Source organism: Massilia sp. 9096 (assembly GCF_000745265.1).
GTDB lineage: Bacteria > Pseudomonadota > Gammaproteobacteria > Burkholderiales > Burkholderiaceae_D > Telluria.
Genome location: NZ_JQNN01000001.1, coordinates 671,919 through 692,418, shown reverse-complemented (window position 1 = coordinate 692,418; position 20,500 = coordinate 671,919). Strand labels below are relative to the sequence as shown.

Genomic DNA, 20,500 nt, shown 5'->3' with positions numbered 1-20,500 from the left:
TCCGTTCCCAACGTCTTCGCATGGCGGCGGCCTGCACAGCTCAGCCGGCCTACACCATCTCCGCAAACCCGATCCGGTCCGTGGTCGCCGCACGCGCGTCGTCCACACCCACCTTGTGCGAAGCCAGCAGGCCTTCCAGCACGCTGTTCATGGTGTGGCAGCCGGGTGTGCGCCCGAGGTTCATGTGGGCGCGGATCGCGCCCAGGTCGCCCTCCTCGATCATGCCGGCCACGGCCGGGCTGACCGACAGGCATTCGGTCGCGAGGTGGTAGCGGTTGCCCTGCCTGGACGGCAGCAGCGCCTGGCACAGCACGCCGCGCAGCGCGTGCGCCAGCGCCTGGTTCTGCGCGCCCGAGTTGCCCAGCAGGCGCAGCATCTTCTGCAGGCCCAGCTCGGTCGAGCGCGCGTGCAGCGTGGCCAGCACCAGCGGGCCGCTCTCGGCCAGCGCCAGCGCTTCCTGGGCGGTCTGGGCGTCGCGGATCTCGCCGATCACGATCACGTCGGGCCGTTCGCGCAAGGCGTCCAGCGCACCCAGGTAGTAGCTGCCGACGTCGGCATCGGCCCCGACTTCGCGCTGGGTGATGATGCACTTGCGCTGCGGGATCAGGGTCTCGACCGGGTCTTCGATGGTGATGATGTGGCCCGAGCGCTGGCGGTTGATCTCGTCGAGGATGGAGGCGATCGTGGTCGACTTGCCCTGGCAGGTGTCGCCGATGATCAGCACCAGGCCGGAGGTCAGGCGCGCGAATTCCTGCTCGTCAAGGTGCAGTCCGAGTTCGCCCAGCGCCAGCGGCTCCTTCGGGAAGCGGCGGATCACGCAGCCCAGGCGCTTCTTGCCCTGGAAGCTGAAGCAGTTGGCGCGGATGCGCGCGGTGTGCAGGTCGATCGAGCGGTCGAACGCGCGTTCCTGGATGCGCTCGGCCCAGTTCGGCTCGATGACGTCGAAGAATTCTTCCAGCTCTTCCTTGGTGATCGGCGAATCGGTGACCGCCACCAGGCCCTTCGGCTGGCGCAGCATCAGCGGGCTGTTCTGGTGGATGATGACGTCCGAGAACACCAGTTTCGAATTCAGCAGGTGCAGGATCTGCTCGACCAGGGTGCCGAACACCGGGTGGTCTTCGTTCTCGATGTACGACAGGGTGGGAATCTGCGAGGACTGGTGGTGTTCGATCATGCTGGCTTGTGCAATTGGAATCGGTCGATGCAGGAATTATAAAACCAGCATGCCCGAAAAGTTCCATTCGGAAAGAGATTTTTTCGGCAATCAAGATCGGCCGTGCACTCGCCGCCACACCCGCGCCGCGGGCGTGCGCCGGCGCGCGAGGGAGGCTCAGCGCGGCTGGCGCGTCTTGCGGCGCAGGGTTGCCAGTGCCGCCAGCGCGATGCCGCTCAGCCACAGGCTGCCCGGCTCGGGGACGTTGGCGGTGTCGGCGCCCGGCTGGGCCGGCGCGAGCGGCGCGGCCGGGACCGGCGCCAGCGTGTCCGTCAGTGGCGGCAGTTCGGGCGTGCCCGAAGGCGGCGGGAGGTCGATCGAGCCGAGCACCGGGGCGGTGCCGGCGAGCGGATTGGTCGAATCGGCGGGCGCCGGGTCGACGCTGGCGCTGGTGGCGGCCGTGCGCGTGCCGGTGCCGCCGCTTCCCCGGGCCCCCACCGCGACCCCGCCGCTGGCGCGGTCGATCCCGGAAACCGGCACCGGCTTGACCTGGGCGGCCTGCGGCGCGGCGATCGTCGTGGGCTTGCCGTTGTAGGTGCGCGGCAGGCCGGACGTGCCGAGCGGCGTGGCCGGCGCGGAGGTACGCTCAGGGCCGGCCTGCACCAGGGCGCTGCCGTTGGCGAAGGTCACCGGGGTGCGGATCGCGCCGATGCCGCCGGGGCCGGCGCCGTCGTCGCCCAGCGCCATGCTGGCCGGCTGGGCGCCGCCTTCGTCGTCGCCGGCTTCCATCGCGGTGTCGAGCACTTCCGGCGCCGGCTCGTCGGCCGCCACCGGCAGGCGGCGCTCCTCGGAGACGCGATTGCCGCAGCGCGTGCGGATTTCGCTGGCGCCGTCGGACAGCAGGGTCTCGCCTTCGGCCAGCATGACTTTCTTCGACGTCCAGTACACCTGGCCGTTCTTGCGGTAGGACACATAGACGGCGCGCGCCTTGGCGACCGTGACCACCTTGGCCTGGTCGGCCTGGAAGCCGGCATAGTGCGCCGCCGCCACCTTGTCGCGCGCGATCACATGCGCCAGCTCGGCGCGATCGAGCACGCCGCCGGGCACGATCGAAAACGGATACACGCGGCGCGCCTTGGACTGGCTTGCCGGCGCCTGCGCCGGCGCCGTGCTCGTGGCGACGGCGCGGCCGGCCGTCAGCGCCGGCGCGCTGTCCGGCGTGGAAGTTACCGCCGGGAACTGCAGCGCCACCTGATGTCCCGCCAGCACGCCCGCCAAGGAAATGACGACACCGAGCATCGCCACGCCGGCCAAACGCATTTTGAAACGCTGAGTAGCACGAATCTGACGGATATGAGCGGTGCGATTGTCCATGACGAGGTCGAAGTAGGAGAGCGCCTACAGAATATCATCATTTCCAGCAGTAAATCTAACTTTCTGGACAATATAGCGTCAATACGTTGTAAAAATGCCGGAAACCAAAAGTCAAGGGATGCCGACATGCCCGACGCAGCCTGTCCTGCCCCGGCTGCATTTCGTCGCATGGCCGCTGCCCGCCTGGGCCGCAGGCGCTAGGATGCCCCCATCCACCCTCACCACAAGGAACCTGCCATGCGAACGACCACGCCTCATTCCTTCAAGCGCCGCACCTTCCTGCTCGGTGCCCTCGCCGCCGGCGCCAGTGCCAAGTACGGCGGCGCCTTCGCCGGGGAGCGTTACCAGCAGGTCGAGGGCAGCGGCAACATCACGCGGCAGGCGCGCGACGCCGGCCACTTCACCGGGGTGGCGATGGCGCTGGCCGGCAAGGTCGAGGTGCGCCGCGGCGAGCGCGACAGTATCGTGGTCGAGGCCGACGACAACCTGCTGGCGCTGATCGAGACCGCGGTCGAAGACGGCACGCTGCAGATCCGCACCCGCCATGCGGTCAGCATCCGTACGTACAAGCTGCGCGTGCTGGTGACGGTGCGCCAGCTCGACCGGCTTGCGCTGGCGGGCTCGGGCGACATTGACGTCGACCGCATGGACGGCGCACGGGTACGGTTCGACATCGGCGGGACCGGCACGATCCGGGTCGGCAAGGTCGACGCCGAACGGATCGTGGTCGGTGTCGGCGGCAGCGGCAACCTGCGCGTCGAGGGCGGCACGGCGCGCACGGTGTCGATCTCGGTCGGCGGTTCGGGCGACATCGACCTCGCGCGCGTGCGCACGGAAAGCGCCAACGTCACCATCGCCGGCTCCGGCGACGCCACCGTGTGGGTGCGCGACAGCCTGAGCACCACCGTGATGGGCTCGGGCAGCATCGGCTACTACGGCGACCCGCGCGTGGCCAGGTCGATGATGGGGTCGGGCAGCGTGCGCCGGCTGGGCGCGACGCCGGGTTGAGCCGCTTTAGCGGGCGACGTAGCCGATCGGCTTGACCGGCACCTGCACGGTGACGTTTTCGGGCTTGCCGCCGGCATCGACGACGCGCAGCGTCAACGGCACCTGGTCGCCGTCCTTCAGCTGGCGCTGCAGGTCGAACAGCATGATGTGATAGCCGCCGGCGGCCAGGTCGACCGGCTGGTTGGCCGGCAGGTCGACGCCGTCGACCGCGTGCATGCGCATGGTCTGGCCGTCCATCGACATCTGGTGCAGTTCGGCGCGGCCGGCCACCGGGGTGCTGACCCCGACCAGGCGCGCCGCCTTGACGGACTTGATCTGCATGAAGGCGCCGGCGGTCTTCTGGGCCGGGACGGTGGCGCGGATCCAGGGCGCGCCGACGCTGACCTGGGCCAGCGCGAGCGGGGCTGCGCACAAGCCGGCCAGCGCCAGCACGAGATTGCGGATCGGAGTGTAAAGCGGTTTGGACATGATCTGCCTGAGGAAATGAGCGACGCTGGGATTATCGGCGTTCCGCCAGCAGCGTGTCACGCTCGACCTGCACGGTGGTCTCGCCATCGGTCAGCCAGACCTGGCCGTCCTGGATCGTGCACTGCAGCTGCATGTTACGCTTGGCCATTTTTTCCAGCTGGGCGCTGGTCTCCGCCGGGATGTTGACGATGCTGATGTTGCGGGCGCGATCGATCTGCTTGGCGATGCCCTTGAACCAGATGTGGCTGGTAGCGCTGTAGCTGTACACGATCACGTGCTCGGCGCGGCCGCTGGCCTTCATGAGGCGGCGTTCTTCGGGCTGGCCGACTTCGATCCAGGTTTGAATCGCGCCGGTCAGGTCCTTCAGCCACAGGGCCGGTTCCTCGACGTCGAACAGGTCCTTGCCGTAGGCCAGCGCCGGGTCGGCGTTCAGGGCGAAGGCGAGCACGCGGATCATCACGCGCTCGTCGGTTTCCGAAGGATGGCGCGCGATGGTGAGCGCGTGCTCCTGGTAGTAATTGCGATCCATGTCCGCAATGCTGAGGTCTGCCTTGTAGATCGTTGCCTTCAGTGCCATCTGGTATTGCCTGCTTTCGAGAGTCAGAGGTTCAGCTGAACACGACGGTCTTGTCGCCGTTCAGCAGGATACGGTGTTCCACGAACCACTTGACCGCGCGCGCCAGCACGACGCTTTCGACGTCGCGCCCGATCGCCGTCAGCTGATCGACGTGCATCGCATGGTCGACGCGCTCGACGTCCTGCTCGATGATCGGGCCCTCGTCCAGGTCGCCGGTGACGAAATGGGCAGTGGCGCCGATCAGCTTGACGCCGCGCCGGTGCGCCTGCGCGTACGGGCGCGCACCCTTGAAGCTCGGCAGGAACGAATGGTGGATGTTGATCGCCCTGCCCTTCAAGGCTTCGCACAGCCCCGGCGACAGGATCTGCATGTAGCGCGCCAGCACGACCAGGTCGATGCGGTGGGTGTCGAGCAATTCGATGATGCGCGCCTCCTGGGCGAGCTTGGCCGAATCGCTCGCCCCGGCTTCGAGCGGCAAGTGGTGGAACGGGATATTGTAACTGGCCGCGAGCTGGTAGAACTCCATGTGGTTCGAGACGATCGCCGGAATCTCCACCGGCAGCACGCCGCTGCGGTAGCGAAACAGCAGGTCGTTCAGGCAATGGCCGATCTTCGACACCATGATCATCACGCGCGGCTTGACGCGCGCATCGTGCAATTGGCCGCCGGCGCCAAGGCTGGCGCACAGGGCATCGAAGCCCGCGCGCAGGCGCGCGTCGTCGACCTGCGCGTCCTCCAGGGCGAAGTGTACGCGCATGAAGAACAGCTTCGAGTCCGGATCGCCGAACTGCGCGGAGTCGATGATGTTGCAGCCGTATTCGGCCAGGAAGCCCGAGACGCGCAGCACGATGCCGCGCTGGTCGAGGCAGGACAGGGTCAGGATGTATTCGGGATACTGCATGCTGGCTCGATGGAAGGGTTGACGTTAGAAGGAAAAGGCCGCGACAACTACCGGGAAAATGCGGCTCGGCCATTGTCGCATGCTTTGCAATTCCGGCAATTCCGCGAGCATGCCCGCCGCGCGCGCGAACTGCCGGAACTATTGACTGCCCCGCCTCTCTAAACGCACGAGCGCATCCATAAGGGGGGAGCACCCCCAAACGCTCGGGTTTGACTGTTCACCGACAGGCACAAGGAGATCGATATGGCGACAAGCAAGGACGGCAGGAGCGCTTCCAGCTCGGGCAACGAGCAGAAAAGCCAGCCTGCAAAGCGCGGTTTCGCTGCGATGGACCAGAACCAGCAGCGGCAAATCGCCAGCAAGGGTGGCCAGGCGGCCCACCAGAAAGGGACGGCGCACGAATTCGATTCGGAGGAAGCGCGCCGGGCCGGCCAGAAAGGCGGCGAAGTGGTCAGCCGCAACCGCGCCCACATGGCCGATATCGGCCGCAAGGGTGGAGAAAGCCGGCAATCGGCCAACCGGGCCGCCGCGGCGGCCAAGAACGGCAACCGCCAGGGTGGCAAAGGAGAGTAAAGGCGAACAGTCCCTCGTCATCCGGGCCTGGCGGCGCACCGCCGGGCCCCTCCCTCACCGGCCTGTGCTAGAGTGCACATCCCATGTCCCAAGCCCAACCGCAAGCCCTGCTCCACGCCACGCTCGGCAAATACCTCGGCGCCTATCCCGAGCACCTGCGCACCCAGGTCGCGCGTCTCGTCGACGAGCGCCGCCTGGCCGATCACTTGCGCACGCGCTACCCGCACGCGCACGCGATCCGCACCGACAAGGCCTTGTACGGCTACGTGCAGGACCTGAAGGACGATTACCTGCGCAACGCCGAACCGCTGTCCAAGGTCGCCTACGACAGCAAGATCGGCATCGTCCAGCAGGCGCTCGGCCTGCACACGGCGGTCTCGCGGGTCCAGGGCGGCCGCCTCAAGGCCAAGCACGAGATCCGCATCGGCAGCGTGTTCCGCGATGCGCCGCCCGAGTTCCTGCGCATGATCGCCGTGCACGAACTGGCCCACCTGAAGGAAAAGCAGCACGACAAGGCCTTCTACAAGCTGTGCACCTGGATCGAGCCGCACTACCACCAGTTCGAGTTGGACGTCCGGCTGTACCTGGCCCAGCTCGAACTGGACGGCGAACGGCTGTGGGGCTGAGCCGGCTTTCGTCATATCCCACCGATTCTTGAAGTGACCGTTGCCCAACCGCAACAGTGTTATAAAAATTGCTCCTGAGAATTTAGTTAAACTATCGACTTTCCGTATGTCACGGTTTAAAGTCGATGTCTGCGCTTGCCGCGCGCCTTCCTCGTGTGCGTCCCGAGGCCTTCTACTCCCCGAATCCAGATGCCAGGCGTGCCGCAGGCGACGCCGGCTGAACTATCGAGAAAGATAAATGCACCACCGACTTCCTGGCTACACCTTGTCCCTTTTCCTGCTCGCAACCGGGCTGGGTATGGGTGGCGCCGCGTGGGGCCAGGAAACCCCGAGCTGGTCGGTATCGGGCTTCGGCACGTTCGGCTTCGTGCATTCGAGCGAGCACCGCGCCGACTACACCTCGAGCGTGATGAAGTACAGCGGCGCCGGCGCCACGCGCGCCTGGAGCGCCGACGTCGACAGCCGCCTGGGCGCCCAGCTCGACCTCAAGCTCGACCACCGCTGGTCGGCGGTGCTGCAGGTGGTCAGCGAGCAGGGCCTGTACGACACCTACCGCCCGCGCGTCGAATGGGCCAACATCAAATACCAGGCGACCCCGGAACTTGCGCTGCGCGTCGGCCGCATCGCGCTGCCGATGTTCCTGACCGCCGACTACCGCAAGATCGGCTACGCCTACCCATGGGTGCGCCCGCCGGTCGAAACCTACGGCACCGTGCCGATCACCAGCAGCGACGGCGTCGATGCCACCTGGCGCTGGGACGCCGGACCGGTGCGCAACACCTCGCAGGTTTTCTACGGGCAGGCCAAGCTGCCGCTGGGCGACACGGTGCACGGCCGCGCGAGCGGGATGGTGGGCTTTTCCAACACCAGCGACTGGGGTGCGCTCAGCGTGCGCGCCAACGTCGTCAAAGCCGAGCTGACGCTCGACCTCGTGCAGCCCTTGTTCAACGCCTTCGACGCCTTCGGACCGGCCGGCCAGGACATCTCGCGCCGCTTTGCGGTCGACCACAAGCACGTCGACGTGGTCAGCATCGGCGCCAACTACGACCCGGGCCAATGGTTCGTGATGGCCGAAGCCGGCCGCACGCACACCAACTCGCTGCTCGGTGCGACGCGCAGCCTGTACGCCAGCGCCGGCTGGCGCATCGGGCCGTTCACGCCCTACCTGACCTGGTCGCGCGTGCGCGCCGCCGACGCCACGCACGACCCCGGCCTGCCGCTGGACGCGTTGCCGGCGCCTTCCCGCGGCCAGGCCGGCTTGCTCAACGCCGGCCTGAACCTCGTGCTGGCGACGATCCCGCAGCAGACCAGCGCCAGCGCCGGCCTGCGCTGGGACGTGCACACCAACACCGCGCTCAAGCTGCAGTACGACCGCGTTACCCCGCATGACGGCTCGCGCGGCACGCTGATCAACACCCAGCCGGGCTTCCGCTCGGACCATCCGGCCGATGTGGTCAGCCTCGCCTTCGATTTCGTGTACTAGGATGCGCACACTTCCCTTCATGCGCCGCCTGGCCGCAACGCTGTTCGCCGCAGGCCTGCTGGCCACCGCAGGCGCCGCCCGCGCTTCCGAACTGGTGGTGGTGGTCTCGGCCAGGAGCCCGGTCCTCGCCCTGCGCGCCGACCAGGTCGCCGCGATCTTCCTCGGCCAGAGCCCGCGCTTCCCCGACGGCGTCGAGGCGGTTCCGCTCGACCAGCGCCTCGGTTCGTCGCTGCGCGACGATTTCTACGCGCGCGTAGCGGGCAAGACGCCGGCGCTGCTCAAGGCCTATTGGTCGAAGATGGTGTTCACCGGCCGCGGCCAGCCGCCCGCCGAAGTCGCCGACAGCGCCGCCGTGCGCCGCCGCGTGGCCGAGGACCCGGAGCTGATCGGCTACATCGACCGCAGCGCACTCGACGCCAGCGTGCGTCCGGTACTGGTGCTGCAATGACCGCGCGCGTGAATGGCACGCGCGGCCGGCGCTCCCGCCTCACCCGCGGCGTCAAGGGCTGGCTCGCTCGCGTGCTCGAGACCCACGTCGCGCTGCCGCTGTTCGCCCTGCTGCCGCTGGCGGCGATCTGGATCGCGACCTTCCACTTCATCGACGTCGAGCGCAAGAGCGCGACCGCCGCCGCGCGCGACGCCGCACGCGAACAGGTCGACACCTACGAAGCGCAGATGGTGCGCAACCTGACCGCCATCGACCAGACCCTGAAAGTGCTCAAGTACGCGGTCGAGACCAACGGCACACGCGGCGCGCTGCCGGCGCTGCGCCGCCAGGGCCTGCTGCCGCCGAGCCTGGTGTTCGTGGTCAGCGTCGCCGACCGCGGCGGCGACATCGTCGCCAGCAGCACGCCGATGCCGCACCTGAACGTGGCCGACCAGCCTTTCTTCACGGTGCCGCGCGACGGCGCCGGCAACGCGCCCTTCGTCAGCCAGACCATCGGCGACCACTTCAAGGCCGATCCGCATCTGCACTTCACGCGCCGCATCAACGATCCGGCCGGCGGCTTCGCCGGCATCGCCATCGTCGAAGTCGATCCGGCCTACTTCACCAGCGCCTACGAGCGCTCGCGCGAGGGCGACCTCGGCCTGCTCGGCCTGATCGGCGAGGATGGCGTCGCGCGCGCGCTGCGCGTGGGCGACAAGGTCAGCTGGGGCCAGCGCATCGCGCTCGACGGCCTGGGCGCCGACACCGTGATCCCGCTGGCGCTGGCCGCCGACGGCGTCGAACGCTACACCAGCGTGCGCCGCCTGCACGGCTTCCCGCTGGCGGCCGTGATCGGCCTGGCCGACCGCGAGCAGATGGCCCAGTTCGAACAGCACCGCACCAACTACCTGGCCGGCGCCTGGCTCGCCAGCGCGCTGCTGGTCGTGCTGGTGGCGATGATCAGCGCCTGGTCGTGGCAGCTGGCCAAGGCGCGCCGGCGCGAGCGGCACGCCCAGGCCACCTACGCCGCCGCCTCCGAGGCCAGCCTGGACGCCTTCTTCGTGATGCGCTGCGTCTACGACGCCAAGGGCGCGGTGGCCGACTTCGTGCTCGAGGAAACCAATTCGCGCGCCGCCCAGCTCACCGGCATCGCGCAGGACGAGATGCGCGGCCACACGCTGGGCGAGCTGCTGCCGTTCTACCGCGTAAACGGCATGTACGACGAATTGCTCAAGGTGGTCAGCGAAGGCGTGGCCATCGAGACCGAATGGCAAGCCGCGACCTGGCCCACCGCCGGACGCTGGCTGCAGCGCCAGATCGTGCCGGTCGAGGGCGGCGCCGTGGCCACGGTGCGCGACATCACCGAACGCAAGGTGGCCGAGGAGCGCATCCGCCACATGGCGCACCACGACGAGCTGACCGGCCTGCCCAACCGCAGCCTGATCCGCGACCGCCTCGAGCAGGCCGTGCACAACGCCCAGCGCAACGGCGGCAACCTGGCGCTGGCCTTCGTCGACCTCGATGGCTTCAAGCTGGTCAACGACGGCCTCGGCCACAGTGCCGGCGACGAGCTGCTGAAGGTGGTCGGCAAGCGCATGCAGGACTGCCTGCGCCGCACCGACACCCTGGGCCGCCTGGGCGGCGACGAATTCGTGATCCTGCTGCCGGACGTGATCGACAATCCGCTGGCGGTGACGCCGGTGCTGGAAAAGATCCGCCAGGCGGTGACGGAACCGGTGCTGATCGGCGACCAGGCGGTGCAGGTCAGCTGCAGCATGGGCGTGGTCACCTACCCGCGCGACGGCGCCGATCCGAAGACGCTGATGATGAACGCCGACGCCGCGATGTACCGCGCCAAGGAACTGGGCAGCAACAACTTCCAGTTCTACACGCGCGAGATGAACGCCAGCGTCGAGGAAAAGCTGATGCTGCTCGAAGGCCTGCGCAAGGCGCTCGACGCGACCATGGCGGCGGACGAGGGCCATGCCGGCATCGAGGCGCCTGCAGGCCGCTTCCACCTGCTGTACCAGCCCAAGGTCGACCTGCACACCGGCCAGATCTTCGGCGTCGAGGCGCTGATCCGCTGGCGCCATCCGGAGCACGGCCTGGTCGCGCCGCCGCGCTTCATCGGCCTGGCCGAGGAATCCGGCATGATCGTCGCGCTCGGCGAATGGGTGGTGCGCAGCGCCTGCCGCCAGGCCCAGGCCTGGCGCGCTGCCGGACTGGATGCGCTGACGGTGTCGGTGAACGTCTCGGCGCGCCAGTTCGAGGAACGGCGCCTGGTCGAACGCGTCGCCGCGGCGCTGGCCGATAGCGGGCTGCCGCCGTCGTCGCTGGAACTGGAAGTGACCGAGAGCCTCCTGATGCGCGACCTGAACCAGGCCGTGGAACGCATGGGCGAGCTCAAGGCGATGGGCGTGTCGCTGTCGATCGACGACTTCGGCACCGGCTACTCGAGCCTGTCGGCGCTGAAGTCGTTCCCGATCAGCACCCTGAAGATCGACAAGTCGTTCGTGCGCGACCTGGCCTCCAGCTCGGACGACCAGGCGATCGCGCTGGCGGTGATCTCGCTCGGCCACCGCCTGCACCTGCGTGTCATCGCGGAAGGCGTCGAGACCGAGGAGCAGCGCGAATTCCTGCGCCAGAACGAGTGCGACGAAATGCAGGGCTACCTGTTCAGCCCACCGGTGCCGCCCGAGCACATCGGCGCGCTGCTGCAGGACCAGGCGCGCAAGCGCGGCCGCCTCAAGCTGGTGGGTTGAGCATGGGCGGGAGCATGGGCATCCTGTTCGGCGCCGAACCGCGCCTGCGCCGCATGACGCAGTACTGGAGCGCGACCGCGCTGCTCTACTTCCTGTTTTTGAGCCTGCTCGGGCACTGCGCCGCGCTCGGCCTGATCGACGCGGGTTCGATGCGCGCGCTCGAACGCTATGCCGAACTCGGGATCGTGCTGTTCTTCGCGCTGGTGCGTTTCAGTCCGCGCCTGGGCTTGAAGCCGACCACGCTGGCGGCGCTGCAGGCGCTGTTCGGCATCAGCTGCAACATGTGGATCTATTCGATCGCCGGTCCGATGCGCGGCGCCACGCTGATGGGGCTGATGGTGGTGGTGGTGTTCTGCACCTTCGCGATGCGGCCGCGCCAGAACCTGATTCTCACTTTCACCGGCCTGGTCGGCATGGGCGGCACGATGGTCTGGCAGCATGTGCGCGACCCGGTCCACTACCCGGCCACGGTCGAGGGCGTGACCTTCCTGCTGATGGCGCTGTCGACGGTGGCGGTGGCCTTCCTCACCGGCGTGATGAGCACGATGCGCATGCGGCTCAAGGCGCAGCGCGCGGAACTGACGGCCGCGCTCGAGACGATCCGCGTGCTGGCCACCGTCGACGAACTGACCGCGCTGGCCAACCGGCGCCACATGCACGCGGTGCTGGCGGACGAGGAGCGGCGCGCGAGCGCGCCCGGGCTGCCGACCTGCATCGCCCTGCTCGACATCGACTTCTTCAAGCAAATCAACGACCGCCACGGCCACGCCGCCGGCGACGAGGTGCTGCGCCAGTTCGCCGCCGCCGCGCGCGCCGAACTGCGCGCGCGCGACGTGCTGGCGCGCTGGGGCGGCGAGGAATTCCTGCTGATGCTGCCGGATACCGCGCCAGGCGACGCGCTGGCGGTGCTGGCGCGCCTGCGCGCGCGCGTGGCGCGCCTGACGCTGCCCGAGGTCGCGTTCGAACGCGCGCTGAGCTTTTCCGGCGGCCTGACCGCGCGTGCCGGCGGCGAGCCGCTGTCGGCGACCGTCAACCGCGCCGACAAGGCGCTGTACCAGGCCAAGTCGGGCGGACGCGACCGGGTGGTGCAGGCCTGATTCTCAGGCGGCCTGCAGCCGCCGCACCAGCGCCTGCGGGTCCGACTCGACCATCAGCAGATCGGCATGCGCCGGCCGCACGAAGCCCTGCGCCACCATGTGGCCGACGAAGGCCGACAAGGTATCCCAGAAGCCGTTCACGTTGAGCAGGCCGATCGGCTTGGCGTGGATCCCGAGCTGGGCCCAGGTCACCATCTCGAACAGCTCTTCCAGCGTGCCCATCCCGCCCGGCATGGGATGAACCCGGACGCGAGCTCCGACATCATCGCTTTGCGCTCGTGCATGTCCTTCACGACGAACAGGCGCGTCAGGCCGGCGTGGCCGACTTCGCGCTCCATCAGCGCCTTGGGGATCACGCCGGTGGCTTCGCCGCCGAGGCGCAGCACCTCGTCGGCGATCACGCCCATCAGGCCGACCTTGCCGCCGCCATAGACCAGTCCGATGTTGTGCTCGACCAGCACGCGCGCCAGGCCGCGCGCGGCAATGGCAAACGCGGGATCGGCGCCGCTGTTGGCGCCGCAATAGACTGCGATGGCTTTCATTGAATCCCTTCGGTTTATTTCATTTCCGACGCGGCTTGCGCCTCGGGCGGCAGCTTGGCCAGGTAGTCGTCGGACAGCCGCTGGAACAGCGCGTGGGTGTCGCCGCGCAGGTAAGGGCCGACCATCGACAGCACCTGGTAGCAGCCGCGCGCGAGCGCATCGGCGATGGCCTGCTGCTCGCTGTACTTGCGCGGGTTGCGCACGTACTCGTACGAGAGCCAGTAGGTCGCCACCACCACCATGTTGGTCGCCATCGCGCCGATCTGGGCGTCGCCGGCTTCGAGCGAGCCTTCGCTGCGCAGGTCTTCGCACAGCTGGCGCGCGACCTTGATCTTGTGCGCGAGGATGGCCTTGAAGTGCAGTTCCAGCTTGCGGTTGCGCGAGAGCAGGTCGTTCAGGTCGCGGTAGAAAAAGCGGAAGCGCCAGATCAGCTCGAACATGTGGTGCAGGTACAGCCAGACGTCCTGCATGTTCGAACGCCGTCCCGCCGGCACCGTCAGGATGCGCTCGATCTCCGCCTCGAACTGGGCGAAGATCGAGTTGACGATGTCATCCTTGTTGCGGAAATGGTAATACAGGTTCCCGGGCGAGATGTTCATCTCTTCCGCGATGACGGTCGTCGTGATGTTCGGCTCGCCGAACTCGTTGAACAGCCTGAGCGAGAGCTCGAGGATGCGTTCGCGGGTCCGGCGCGGGGCTTTTTGTTGCATGGATGACAGCGTAGTTGCACTCACCCGACAGCATATCACCGACCGGCCGCGACGGATAGAAGCGACAATTCGCGCATGATCGCGGCCAGCACGCGCGGGTCGCGCCCCAGCGCCACGTGGCCGACGCCGCCCAGTTCGACGTTGCGCGCGCCCGGCAGCATGCTCGAGGTCTGCGGCGCGACGATGTTGTCGTGGTGGCTGTAGATCGAGATGATCAGCGCGCGCGTGGCGGCGTCCTCGCCGGCGGCCAGGGCGCGCAGCCACTCGCCGCCGGGGCGCATCTGCGCGGCGTTCAGGCCCAGGCCAAAGCGCGCCATCGCGGTGCCGTGGTGCGGCGTGCCGAGCGTGACGACCCGCGCCACGCGTGCAATCGCGGCGCGCCCGTACGCGCGCAGCCACGCGCGCGCGACCAGGCCGCCCATGCTGTGCGCGACGATCGCCACCCGGCTCGCCCCGGTCGCGGCGCACAGGGCCTGGACGTGGCGCTCGACCAGCGGCGCGTAGTCGTCGATGCCGGCCGCCACCGGCTCCAGGTCGACCGTCGCGTGGCTGGTGCGCGCCGCGTCGAGCAGCGGCGTGAGGTGCGCCCAGTAACCGCTGTTGGCGCCGTAGCCGTGCAGCAGCAGCACCGGCACCTGCGCGCTGTCCGGATAGATGCGGGTGGCGGCGCTGGCGCGCGCCATCAGCCAGCTGGTCATCACCATGCTGGCGCGGTATTCAAGCGCCAGCATGCGCACGCGCGCGCCCAGGCCCAGGCGATGGGCGGACGGCGTCGGGCTGGCAAACAAGGCCGAGAGCACGAAGTTGTTCATGTTGATCAGCAGGCGCACCAGGGCCACCGCGCCAACGCCGGCCGGGAGCGCCAGCCACCCCGGCGTTCCGTGCCCGAGCAGCGCCCAGGCGACCAGCAGCGCGGCCGCGCACTGCACCAGCAGCACGAGTCGAAGCAGGCGGCGTGCGCTCATCGCCTGGTACGCCTTACGCGGCTCGCACCGGCGCCGGCCAGCAGCGCCGCGCCGAGCGGGCCGGTCTCGGGGAAGGATCTGCGGTTGGTCTCCATGCGCTCGCTCTTGTGTTTGTCGTAGTGTACGCGAAACGCCGGATGCCGCAGCAGGCCGTGCTGGAGCGATTCGTCCAGGCCACACCAGTGACATTCGGTGAGCATATGACAAGAATCGCGGCCTATACTGAGCGCACACTCATCCATTTTCCAGGCGGCTCCATGGCTCCTTCCCGGCATCTATTCCGCTCGCTCGTCCTGCTGTCCTGCGTGCTGCCCGCGGCCGCCATGGCCTGCGCCATCCTGCCGCAGGACAAAGACCTCGAACGCAGCCGCAAGATCGTCGACGAATTCAAGGAGGCGACCAGCAAACTGATGGCCGATGCCGACCTGATCTTCGTCGGCCACATCACCAAGCTCGACTACCAGCGCGACACCGACGAAAAATCGCCGGGCCGGGTGTATCTGGCGCAGTTCGTGGCCACCGACGAGATCAAAGGCCAATATCCGCGCGGGCAGGCGCTGGAACTGACCCTCCACAACCGCGTCTACCTCCCGCTCGGCTGCCGTCCGGCGTACTGGCAGCTGCCGAAGGAAAACGGGGTTGGCGAGGCCTACCTCGTGTACGCCAAAGACGGCAAGATCCTGCGCACCAACCACATCGTCACCGACCGGCAGGCGATGTCCGCTTACGAGGAAGAGCAATTCGTGCGCGACCATCCCTGAGCCGCCGGCATGGCGCGCAGCGCGTCCGGCCGGCCGTGGCGCGCTCGATGCGAACTTGACGGCGCGGCCGCGGCTGAGGTCTACTCTCGCGCACTCATCCATTACTGCGCCACATGACCTTCACGCCGCTCCTCGACCTGATCAACGGTATTTCCCGCGACCTCATCCTGCCGCCCGCCAACCTGTTCCTGGTGATCTTCATCGGCCTGGCGATCTGGCGGCGCTGGCCGCGCGCCGGGCGCATCGTCGCCGGGACCGGGCTGGCGGCGCTGACCTTCCTGTCGACCAATGGCGGCGCGCACCTGTTCATCGCGCCGCTCGAACGTGAGACCACCCCGCTGCGCGCACCCGAGCGCGCCGGCGCCCAGGCGATCGTCGTGCTGGCGGCGGGACGGCTGCAGCGGGCGCCGGAGTACGGCGGGCGCGACGTCCCCGATTACGTCGCCCTGGCGCGCGTGCGCTATGCGGCGCACCTGCAGCGCATCACCAGACTGCCGGTGCTGGTCAGCGGCGGCGGCAGCAGCAGCAACTCGGATCACGGCGAACCCGGCTACACCTATGCGCAGGCGATGGCGGACGCGCTGCGCGAGGACTTCGGCGTGCCGGTCAGGTGGATCGAAGGGCGCTCGAACAACACCGCGGAAAACGCCGGCTACAGCGCCGCGCTGCTGCGCAAGGACGGCGTCAAGCGCATCCTGCTGGTGACCGATGCGATGCACATGGTGCGCGCGCGCGCCGTGTTCCAGCGCGCCGGCCTGGAGGTGGTCGACGCCCCGACCGTCTTCTTCAGCAACCAGAAAGTGCCGCTGCAAGCCTGGGTGCCGAGCCCCGAGGGCATGCGCCGCTCCTGGTATGCGATCTACGAATTGATCGGCAACGCCTGGTACGAGCTGCGCGCGCACGCCGGCTGAACCGGCCGGGCCTACTCGCGTCCGCGCATCATCTGGCGCGCGATGCCGCGCAGGATGTTGACTTCCTCGGTTTCCAGCTGCGTGCGCGCGAACAGGCGTTTCAGGCGCGGCATCAGCTTTTTCGGGTTGTCGGCGTTGAGAAAGCCGATCGCCACCAGCGCGTCTTCCAGGTGCGCGTACATGCCCTCGATCTGGGCCAGGCTGGCCGCTTCGCCGTGGAAGCCGACGCCCTCCTGCGTCCGATTCTCGCCTTGCGCCGCCAGCCGGCATTCGTAGGCCAGCACCTGGGCCGCCTGCGACAGGTTCAGCGACGAATAGTCGGGATTGGCCGGGATGTTGATCAGCACGTTGCTCGACTCGACGATCGCATTCGGCAAGCCGACGCGCTCGTTGCCGAGGATCAGGGCCGGATACAGGCTGGCGTCGCCCGCGACGTGGTTCGACAACTCGCGCGGCGACCACACCGGCGGCGAGAACTCGCGCAGCCGCGCCGACACCGCGGCGGCGAAATTGCAACCTTCGAGCGCCTCGCCGATGGTCGGCACGATGCGCGCCCCCTGCAGCACGTCGATGGCGCCGCTGGCAAACGCCACCGCTTCCGCGTCGTGCAAGAGGTCGTCGCAGCGCGGCGCGACCAGCACCAGGTCGCTAAAGCCCATCGTCTTCATGGCGCGCGCAACCGAGCCGACGTTGCCTGCACGGCTGGTTTCCACTAACACAAAGCGTAGCCGTTTGAAAAGAGGTATGTCAGTTTCGGTCGGGTTCATTTAGAATAGCGGTATCTCGCGGTGACGTAGAACAAGAATCTTGGCCCTGGCTTGTTGCCCGGCCGGGATTTTAACGATTTCGCCACCGCTTTGCTCTTTAATTCTCATCGTTCATGTTCGTTCACGGCGCTCCCGCGCGGTGGCGTCAGCCTTTTTCACGGAAGCTTTATGCACCCCATGCTCAACACGGCCATCAAGGCCGCCCGTCGCGCCGCGACCGTCATCAATCGCGCATCCTTTGATCTCGATCGCATCACCGTCAGCGAAAAGAGCCATAACAACTTCGTCACGGACGTCGACCAGGCATCGGAACAGGCGATCGTCGAGACGCTGCTGAAAGCCTATCCCGACCACGCGATCCTGGCCGAAGAATCGGGCGCATCGAGCAACATGAACGACGAGAGCGAGTACGTCTGGATCATCGATCCGATCGACGGCACCACCAACTTCCTGCACGGCTACCCGAACTACTGCATCTCGATCGCGCTGCAGCAGCGCGGCGTGATCACCCAGGCCGTGGTCTACGACCCGGTCCGCAACGACCTGTTCACCGCCACCAAGGGCGCCGGCGCCTACATGAACGACAAGCGCATCCGCGTGCGCAACCCGGACCGCATCAACAAGGCCCTGGTCGGTTCCGGCCACGGCGCCGATCCGCGCGCGCTGGCCGAATACCTGCGCATGTACGAAGTCGTGGCCGCGCGCTGCCACGGCGTGCGTTCGAGCGGCTCGGCGGCGATGGAGCTGGCCAACGTGGCCGCCGGCCGCGTCGACGGCTTTTTCGAAAAAGGCCTGAAGATCTGGGACATCGCGGCCGGCTCGCTGCTGGTGACCGAAGCCGGCGGCATCGTCGGCGAATTCAACGGCGAATCGCAGTACCTGAACAAGGGTGACGTGATCGCGGCCGGTCCGAAAGTCTTCGCCGGCATGGTCGCTTTGTTGAACCCCTTTCATAACTGATTTCTGCAGTTCACGCCCGGCTCCTGCGAGGATCCGGGCTTTGGCGTAAAATACGCCCTGTGTAAGTTGCATCCGGCGCCTTCCTGGTTCAGCCCCTGGCGCCGCACCTCCCCTGCTTCCACCAGCCTCCGGGCTGCGCTAAATTTCCCTAGCGAAACTTTTTTCACTATAATGCCATGTGGCTAATGTATGGCCACATCTCGGCGAGCCGGCGTCCAGTCCCGGCCGCCCTGGATTTCTTTGTCTCGGTCGGCTGGACTGGCGCGGCGTCGAAAGACGTGCGGCGGGCCGATCACTACTGAATAACTATGTCATTTTCTACTCTCGGTTTGACCGACGCCATCGTGCGCGCCGTTACTGAAGCAGGCTACACCGCTCCGACCCCGATCCAGGCCCAGGCGATCCCCGCCGTGCTTGGCGGCGGCGACCTGCTCGCGGGCGCGCAGACCGGCACCGGCAAGACCGCCGGCTTTACCCTGCCGGTGCTGCACCGCCTGTCGACCGACAAGGCCGGCCTGGCGCTGACCAATAAAACCTCGAAGCGCCCGATCCGTGCGCTGGTGCTGACCCCGACCCGCGAACTGGCCGCCCAGGTCGAGGAAAACGTGCGCACCTATGCCAAGTACACCAATTTGAACTCGGCCGTGATCTTCGGCGGCGTCGGCATCAACCCGCAGATCAAGCTGCTGGCCAACGGCGTCGACATCCTGGTCGCCACTCCTGGCCGCCTGCTCGACCACGTCGGCCAGGGCACGATCAAGCTCGACAAGATCGAAATCCTGATCCTGGACGAAGCCGACCGCATGCTCGACATGGGCTTCATCCACGACATCAAGAAAGTACTGGCGGTGCTGCCGCCGAAGCGCCAGAACCTGCTGTTCTCGGCCACCTTCTCGGACGAGATCAAGGCGCTGGCCGACAAGCTGCTGAACAACCCGGGGATGATCGAAGTCGCGCGCCGCAACTCGACCGTGGAAGTGATCTCGCAAAAGATCCACCCGGTCGACCGCGACAAGAAGCACCCGATGCTGGCGCACCTGATCAAGACCAACAACTGGAAGCAGGTGCTGGTATTCACCCGCACCAAGCACGGCGCCAATAAACTGGTCGAGCAGCTGGGCAAGGATGGCATCGGCGCGATGGCGATCCACGGCAACAAGAGCCAGTCGGCGCGCACCAAGGCGCTGGCCGAGTTCAAGGACGGCAGCCTGACCGCACTGATCGCGACCGACATCGCCGCGCGCGGCATCGACATCGACCAGCTGCCGCACGTCGTGAACTACGACCTGCCGAACGTGCCGGAAGATTACGTGCACCGCATCGGCCGCACCGGCCGTGCCGGCGCCACCGGCGAAGCCGTGTCGCTGGTCTGTGTCGACGAGCACCAGATGCTGAAAGACATCGAAAAGCTGATCAAGCAGACCCTGCCGCGCGACGTGATCCCGGGCTTCGAGCCGGACCCGACCGCCAAGGCGCAGCCGATCCAGCTGCGCAGCGGCGCCCCGGGCCATTCGGGCCGTGGCGGCCGTCCGGGCGGCAACGGCAATGGCAACCGCGGCGGCCAGGCGCGCAGCGCAGGCCAGCCTGCTGGCGCACCGCGCAGCGCCTCGGGCAACGGCAACGGCGGCCGCAGTGGCCAGCCGAACGGCAACCGCGGCGGCCAGCCGGGCAACCGCGGCAATGGCGGTGGCAGCGGCGGCGGCAACGGTGGTGGTAACGGCGGCGGCAACGGCGGCCGTTCGCAGAACCGCGGTCCGCGCCCGGCCTCGAGCGCGCGCTCGGGCGGCGACCGCTGATGCCAGGGCGGCGCTCCCCCGCGCCGCCTGAATCGACCCGATCCGGGCTGATGACTGCCAAAGTCACCCAGCCCGGATTTTTTTCGCCTTTCAACAACACTTGATTACTCAAGTAGTTGTCAACCTACATAAAGACACATATATTTGCGTAATCAAGTATCTCTCCGGTATCCCGCCAACCAAGGAGCTTTCATGTCGACCGACACCCTCACCACCGAATTCTGCCTGCGCCTGTCGCGCGCCTGGGCGACGCTGTCGCGCCGCCTGGACAGCGCCCTCGGCAGCCATCACGGCATCAGCTTTTCCGACTACCAGCTGCTGCTGCAATTGCAGCGCGCCCCGGGCGGCCGCCTGCGCCGCGTCGACCTGGCCGAGCAGCTCGGCCTGACCGCGTCCGGCGTCACGCGCTCCCTGCTGCCGCTGGAAAAGATCGGCCTGGTCACGCGCCAGAGCGATCCGCGCGACGCCCGTGTCGGTTACGCGCTGATCACGCCGGCCGGCGACGAACTGGTAACCAACGCCACCGTCGTCGTCGACAACGTCAGCCGTATGGCGCTGGGTGGGCCGGCGCGCGACCAGATCGAGGCGAGCTCGGGGCTGCTGGCCCAGCTGATCGGCAAATGAGCGGCAAATGAGCGG

The 20,500-nt window shown here is 67.6% G+C and carries 21 protein-coding genes and 1 pseudogene; 12 read left to right on the top strand and 10 right to left on the bottom strand.

Translation table 11 applies throughout. From position 1 onward, the window contains the following. Window positions 1–49: 49 nt before the first annotated feature. Together FA90_RS03010 and FA90_RS03005 are read right to left on the bottom strand one after the other, a co-directional pair. Window positions 50–1,171 (bottom strand): type IV pilus twitching motility protein PilT, encoded by a 1,122-nt coding sequence (locus FA90_RS03010; RefSeq protein WP_036173849.1) that lies wholly within the window; start codon window positions 1,169–1,171, stop codon window positions 50–52. Between the two features lie 159 nt (window positions 1,172–1,330). After that, a complete protein-coding gene (locus tag FA90_RS03005; protein ID WP_036165807.1) occupies window positions 1,331–2,473 on the bottom strand; it encodes a PEP-CTERM sorting domain-containing protein in 1,143 nt (380 codons plus the stop codon). A 291-nt stretch (window positions 2,474–2,764) separates the two neighbouring features. Between FA90_RS03005 and FA90_RS03000 the strand changes: the two genes are divergently transcribed. After that, on the top strand, window positions 2,765–3,535 hold the full coding sequence (locus FA90_RS03000; RefSeq protein WP_036165804.1) for a head GIN domain-containing protein: 771 nt from the start codon (window positions 2,765–2,767) through the stop codon (window positions 3,533–3,535). Window positions 3,536–3,541: 6 nt separating this feature from the next. Here the strand turns inward: FA90_RS03000 and FA90_RS02995 are convergent, their stop codons facing one another. From FA90_RS02995 to purU, 3 genes are read right to left on the bottom strand one after another with little or no spacing between them, the layout of a single operon-like run. Then, window positions 3,542–4,003 carry a copper chaperone PCu(A)C gene (locus FA90_RS02995; protein ID WP_036165802.1) on the bottom strand — a complete coding sequence of 154 codons (462 nt, stop codon included), beginning with the start codon at window positions 4,001–4,003 and terminating at the stop codon, window positions 3,542–3,544. A gap of 31 nt (window positions 4,004–4,034) precedes the next feature. After that, the gene (locus tag FA90_RS02990) at window positions 4,035–4,580 is read right to left on the bottom strand and encodes a YaeQ family protein (RefSeq protein WP_036165799.1); all 546 of its coding nucleotides are present in this window, start codon (window positions 4,578–4,580) and stop codon (window positions 4,035–4,037) included. A gap of 31 nt (window positions 4,581–4,611) precedes the next feature. Beyond that, window positions 4,612–5,481 (bottom strand): formyltetrahydrofolate deformylase, encoded by an 870-nt coding sequence (purU, locus tag FA90_RS02985; RefSeq protein WP_036165795.1) that lies wholly within the window; start codon window positions 5,479–5,481, stop codon window positions 4,612–4,614. Between the two features lie 243 nt (window positions 5,482–5,724). Between purU and FA90_RS02980 the strand changes: the two genes are divergently transcribed. The 6 genes from FA90_RS02980 (at window position 5,725) to FA90_RS02955 (ending at window position 12,449) form a co-directional block, all read left to right on the top strand. Then, window positions 5,725–6,054: a KGG domain-containing protein gene (locus FA90_RS02980; protein ID WP_036165792.1), complete on the top strand. Its 330-nt coding sequence runs from the start codon at window positions 5,725–5,727 to the stop codon at window positions 6,052–6,054. 83 nt (window positions 6,055–6,137) lie between these two features. Further along, on the top strand, window positions 6,138–6,680 hold the full coding sequence (locus FA90_RS02975; protein WP_051971357.1) for a YgjP-like metallopeptidase domain-containing protein: 543 nt from the start codon (window positions 6,138–6,140) through the stop codon (window positions 6,678–6,680). A 238-nt stretch (window positions 6,681–6,918) separates the two neighbouring features. Next, window positions 6,919–8,163, top strand: a complete 1,245-nt coding sequence (locus FA90_RS02970; protein ID WP_036165789.1) for a porin — start codon at window positions 6,919–6,921, stop codon at window positions 8,161–8,163. Between the two features lies 1 nt (window position 8,164). Beyond that, the gene (locus tag FA90_RS02965) at window positions 8,165–8,611 is read left to right on the top strand and encodes a phosphate ABC transporter substrate-binding protein (protein WP_036165787.1); all 447 of its coding nucleotides are present in this window, start codon (window positions 8,165–8,167) and stop codon (window positions 8,609–8,611) included. Continuing rightward, on the top strand, window positions 8,608–11,352 hold the full coding sequence (locus tag FA90_RS02960; protein ID WP_036165783.1) for an EAL domain-containing protein: 2,745 nt from the start codon (window positions 8,608–8,610) through the stop codon (window positions 11,350–11,352). Before FA90_RS02965 ends, FA90_RS02960 begins: the two co-directional genes overlap by 4 nt. Window positions 11,353–11,366: 14 nt before the next feature. Continuing rightward, the gene (locus tag FA90_RS02955) at window positions 11,367–12,449 is read left to right on the top strand and encodes a diguanylate cyclase (protein ID WP_239700513.1); all 1,083 of its coding nucleotides are present in this window, start codon (window positions 11,367–11,369) and stop codon (window positions 12,447–12,449) included. Between the two features lie 3 nt (window positions 12,450–12,452). Here the strand turns inward: FA90_RS02955 and FA90_RS02950 are convergent. From FA90_RS02950 to FA90_RS02935, 4 genes and pseudogenes are all read right to left on the bottom strand, one after another. Further along, window positions 12,453–12,991 (bottom strand): annotated as a pseudogene (locus FA90_RS02950) (TIGR00730 family Rossman fold protein). A gap of 14 nt (window positions 12,992–13,005) precedes the next feature. After that, the gene (locus FA90_RS02945) at window positions 13,006–13,701 is read right to left on the bottom strand and encodes a TetR/AcrR family transcriptional regulator (protein ID WP_036165777.1); all 696 of its coding nucleotides are present in this window, start codon (window positions 13,699–13,701) and stop codon (window positions 13,006–13,008) included. Window positions 13,702–13,736: 35 nt separating this feature from the next. Continuing rightward, window positions 13,737–14,666, bottom strand: a complete 930-nt coding sequence (locus FA90_RS02940; RefSeq protein WP_036165774.1) for a triacylglycerol lipase — start codon at window positions 14,664–14,666, stop codon at window positions 13,737–13,739. Next, entirely contained in the window at window positions 14,663–14,866 is a 204-nt protein-coding gene (locus FA90_RS02935) for a hypothetical protein (protein WP_036165771.1), read from the bottom strand. The genes FA90_RS02940 and FA90_RS02935 overlap by 4 nt, the downstream gene beginning before the upstream one ends. Before the next feature lie 57 nt (window positions 14,867–14,923). Between FA90_RS02935 and FA90_RS02930 the strand changes: the two genes are divergently transcribed. Continuing rightward, the gene (locus tag FA90_RS02930) at window positions 14,924–15,427 is read left to right on the top strand and encodes a hypothetical protein (protein WP_156116559.1); all 504 of its coding nucleotides are present in this window, start codon (window positions 14,924–14,926) and stop codon (window positions 15,425–15,427) included. Window positions 15,428–15,540: 113 nt separating this feature from the next. Next, window positions 15,541–16,338 (top strand): YdcF family protein, encoded by a 798-nt coding sequence (locus FA90_RS02925; protein ID WP_036165765.1) that lies wholly within the window; start codon window positions 15,541–15,543, stop codon window positions 16,336–16,338. Between the two features lie 11 nt (window positions 16,339–16,349). Here FA90_RS02925 and FA90_RS02920 read toward each other — a convergent pair whose 3' ends face one another. Next, complete coding sequence (locus FA90_RS02920; RefSeq protein ID WP_036165764.1) at window positions 16,350–17,105, bottom strand: RNA methyltransferase; 756 nt, start codon at window positions 17,103–17,105, stop codon at window positions 16,350–16,352. A gap of 177 nt (window positions 17,106–17,282) precedes the next feature. Between FA90_RS02920 and FA90_RS02915 the strand changes: the two genes are divergently transcribed. The 3 genes from FA90_RS02915 to FA90_RS02905 all read left to right on the top strand — a co-directional run bounded on the left by FA90_RS02915 (window position 17,283) and on the right by FA90_RS02905 (window position 20,485). Further along, window positions 17,283–18,065 carry an inositol monophosphatase family protein gene (locus FA90_RS02915; RefSeq protein ID WP_036165762.1) on the top strand — a complete coding sequence of 261 codons (783 nt, stop codon included), beginning with the start codon at window positions 17,283–17,285 and terminating at the stop codon, window positions 18,063–18,065. A gap of 308 nt (window positions 18,066–18,373) precedes the next feature. After that, complete coding sequence (locus tag FA90_RS02910; RefSeq protein ID WP_036165760.1) at window positions 18,374–19,861, top strand: DEAD/DEAH box helicase; 1,488 nt, start codon at window positions 18,374–18,376, stop codon at window positions 19,859–19,861. Between the two features lie 192 nt (window positions 19,862–20,053). Beyond that, window positions 20,054–20,485 (top strand): MarR family winged helix-turn-helix transcriptional regulator, encoded by a 432-nt coding sequence (locus FA90_RS02905; protein ID WP_036165757.1) that lies wholly within the window; start codon window positions 20,054–20,056, stop codon window positions 20,483–20,485. Window positions 20,486–20,500: the final 15 nt, after the last annotated feature.

Bases quoted from the DNA above. Each gene is read 5' to 3' on its own strand.
- FA90_RS02955 (WP_239700513.1), top strand. From the start codon at position 11,367: ATGGGCATCCTGTTCGGCGCCGAACCGCGCCTGCGCCGCATGACGCAG.
- FA90_RS02995 (WP_036165802.1), bottom strand. From the start codon at position 4,003: ATGTCCAAACCGCTTTACACTCCGATCCGCAATCTCGTGCTGGCGCTG.
- FA90_RS02960 (WP_036165783.1), top strand. From the start codon at position 8,608: ATGACCGCGCGCGTGAATGGCACGCGCGGCCGGCGCTCCCGCCTCACC.
- FA90_RS02965 (WP_036165787.1), top strand. From the start codon at position 8,165: ATGCGCACACTTCCCTTCATGCGCCGCCTGGCCGCAACGCTGTTCGCC.
- FA90_RS02990 (WP_036165799.1), bottom strand. From the start codon at position 4,580: ATGGCACTGAAGGCAACGATCTACAAGGCAGACCTCAGCATTGCGGAC.
- FA90_RS02970 (WP_036165789.1), top strand. From the start codon at position 6,919: ATGCACCACCGACTTCCTGGCTACACCTTGTCCCTTTTCCTGCTCGCA.
- FA90_RS02945 (WP_036165777.1), bottom strand. From the start codon at position 13,701: ATGCAACAAAAAGCCCCGCGCCGGACCCGCGAACGCATCCTCGAGCTC.
- FA90_RS02905 (WP_036165757.1), top strand. From the start codon at position 20,054: ATGTCGACCGACACCCTCACCACCGAATTCTGCCTGCGCCTGTCGCGC.
- purU (WP_036165795.1), bottom strand. From the start codon at position 5,481: ATGCAGTATCCCGAATACATCCTGACCCTGTCCTGCCTCGACCAGCGC.
- FA90_RS02925 (WP_036165765.1), top strand. From the start codon at position 15,541: ATGACCTTCACGCCGCTCCTCGACCTGATCAACGGTATTTCCCGCGAC.
- FA90_RS03000 (WP_036165804.1), top strand. From the start codon at position 2,765: ATGCGAACGACCACGCCTCATTCCTTCAAGCGCCGCACCTTCCTGCTC.
- FA90_RS02980 (WP_036165792.1), top strand. From the start codon at position 5,725: ATGGCGACAAGCAAGGACGGCAGGAGCGCTTCCAGCTCGGGCAACGAG.
- FA90_RS02910 (WP_036165760.1), top strand. From the start codon at position 18,374: ATGTCATTTTCTACTCTCGGTTTGACCGACGCCATCGTGCGCGCCGTT.
- FA90_RS03005 (WP_036165807.1), bottom strand. From the start codon at position 2,473: ATGCGTTTGGCCGGCGTGGCGATGCTCGGTGTCGTCATTTCCTTGGCG.
- FA90_RS02975 (WP_051971357.1), top strand. From the start codon at position 6,138: ATGTCCCAAGCCCAACCGCAAGCCCTGCTCCACGCCACGCTCGGCAAA.
- FA90_RS02940 (WP_036165774.1), bottom strand. From the start codon at position 14,666: ATGAGCGCACGCCGCCTGCTTCGACTCGTGCTGCTGGTGCAGTGCGCG.
- FA90_RS02935 (WP_036165771.1), bottom strand. From the start codon at position 14,866: ATGCTCACCGAATGTCACTGGTGTGGCCTGGACGAATCGCTCCAGCAC.
- FA90_RS02930 (WP_156116559.1), top strand. From the start codon at position 14,924: ATGGCTCCTTCCCGGCATCTATTCCGCTCGCTCGTCCTGCTGTCCTGC.
- FA90_RS02920 (WP_036165764.1), bottom strand. From the start codon at position 17,105: ATGAACCCGACCGAAACTGACATACCTCTTTTCAAACGGCTACGCTTT.
- FA90_RS02915 (WP_036165762.1), top strand. From the start codon at position 17,283: ATGCTCAACACGGCCATCAAGGCCGCCCGTCGCGCCGCGACCGTCATC.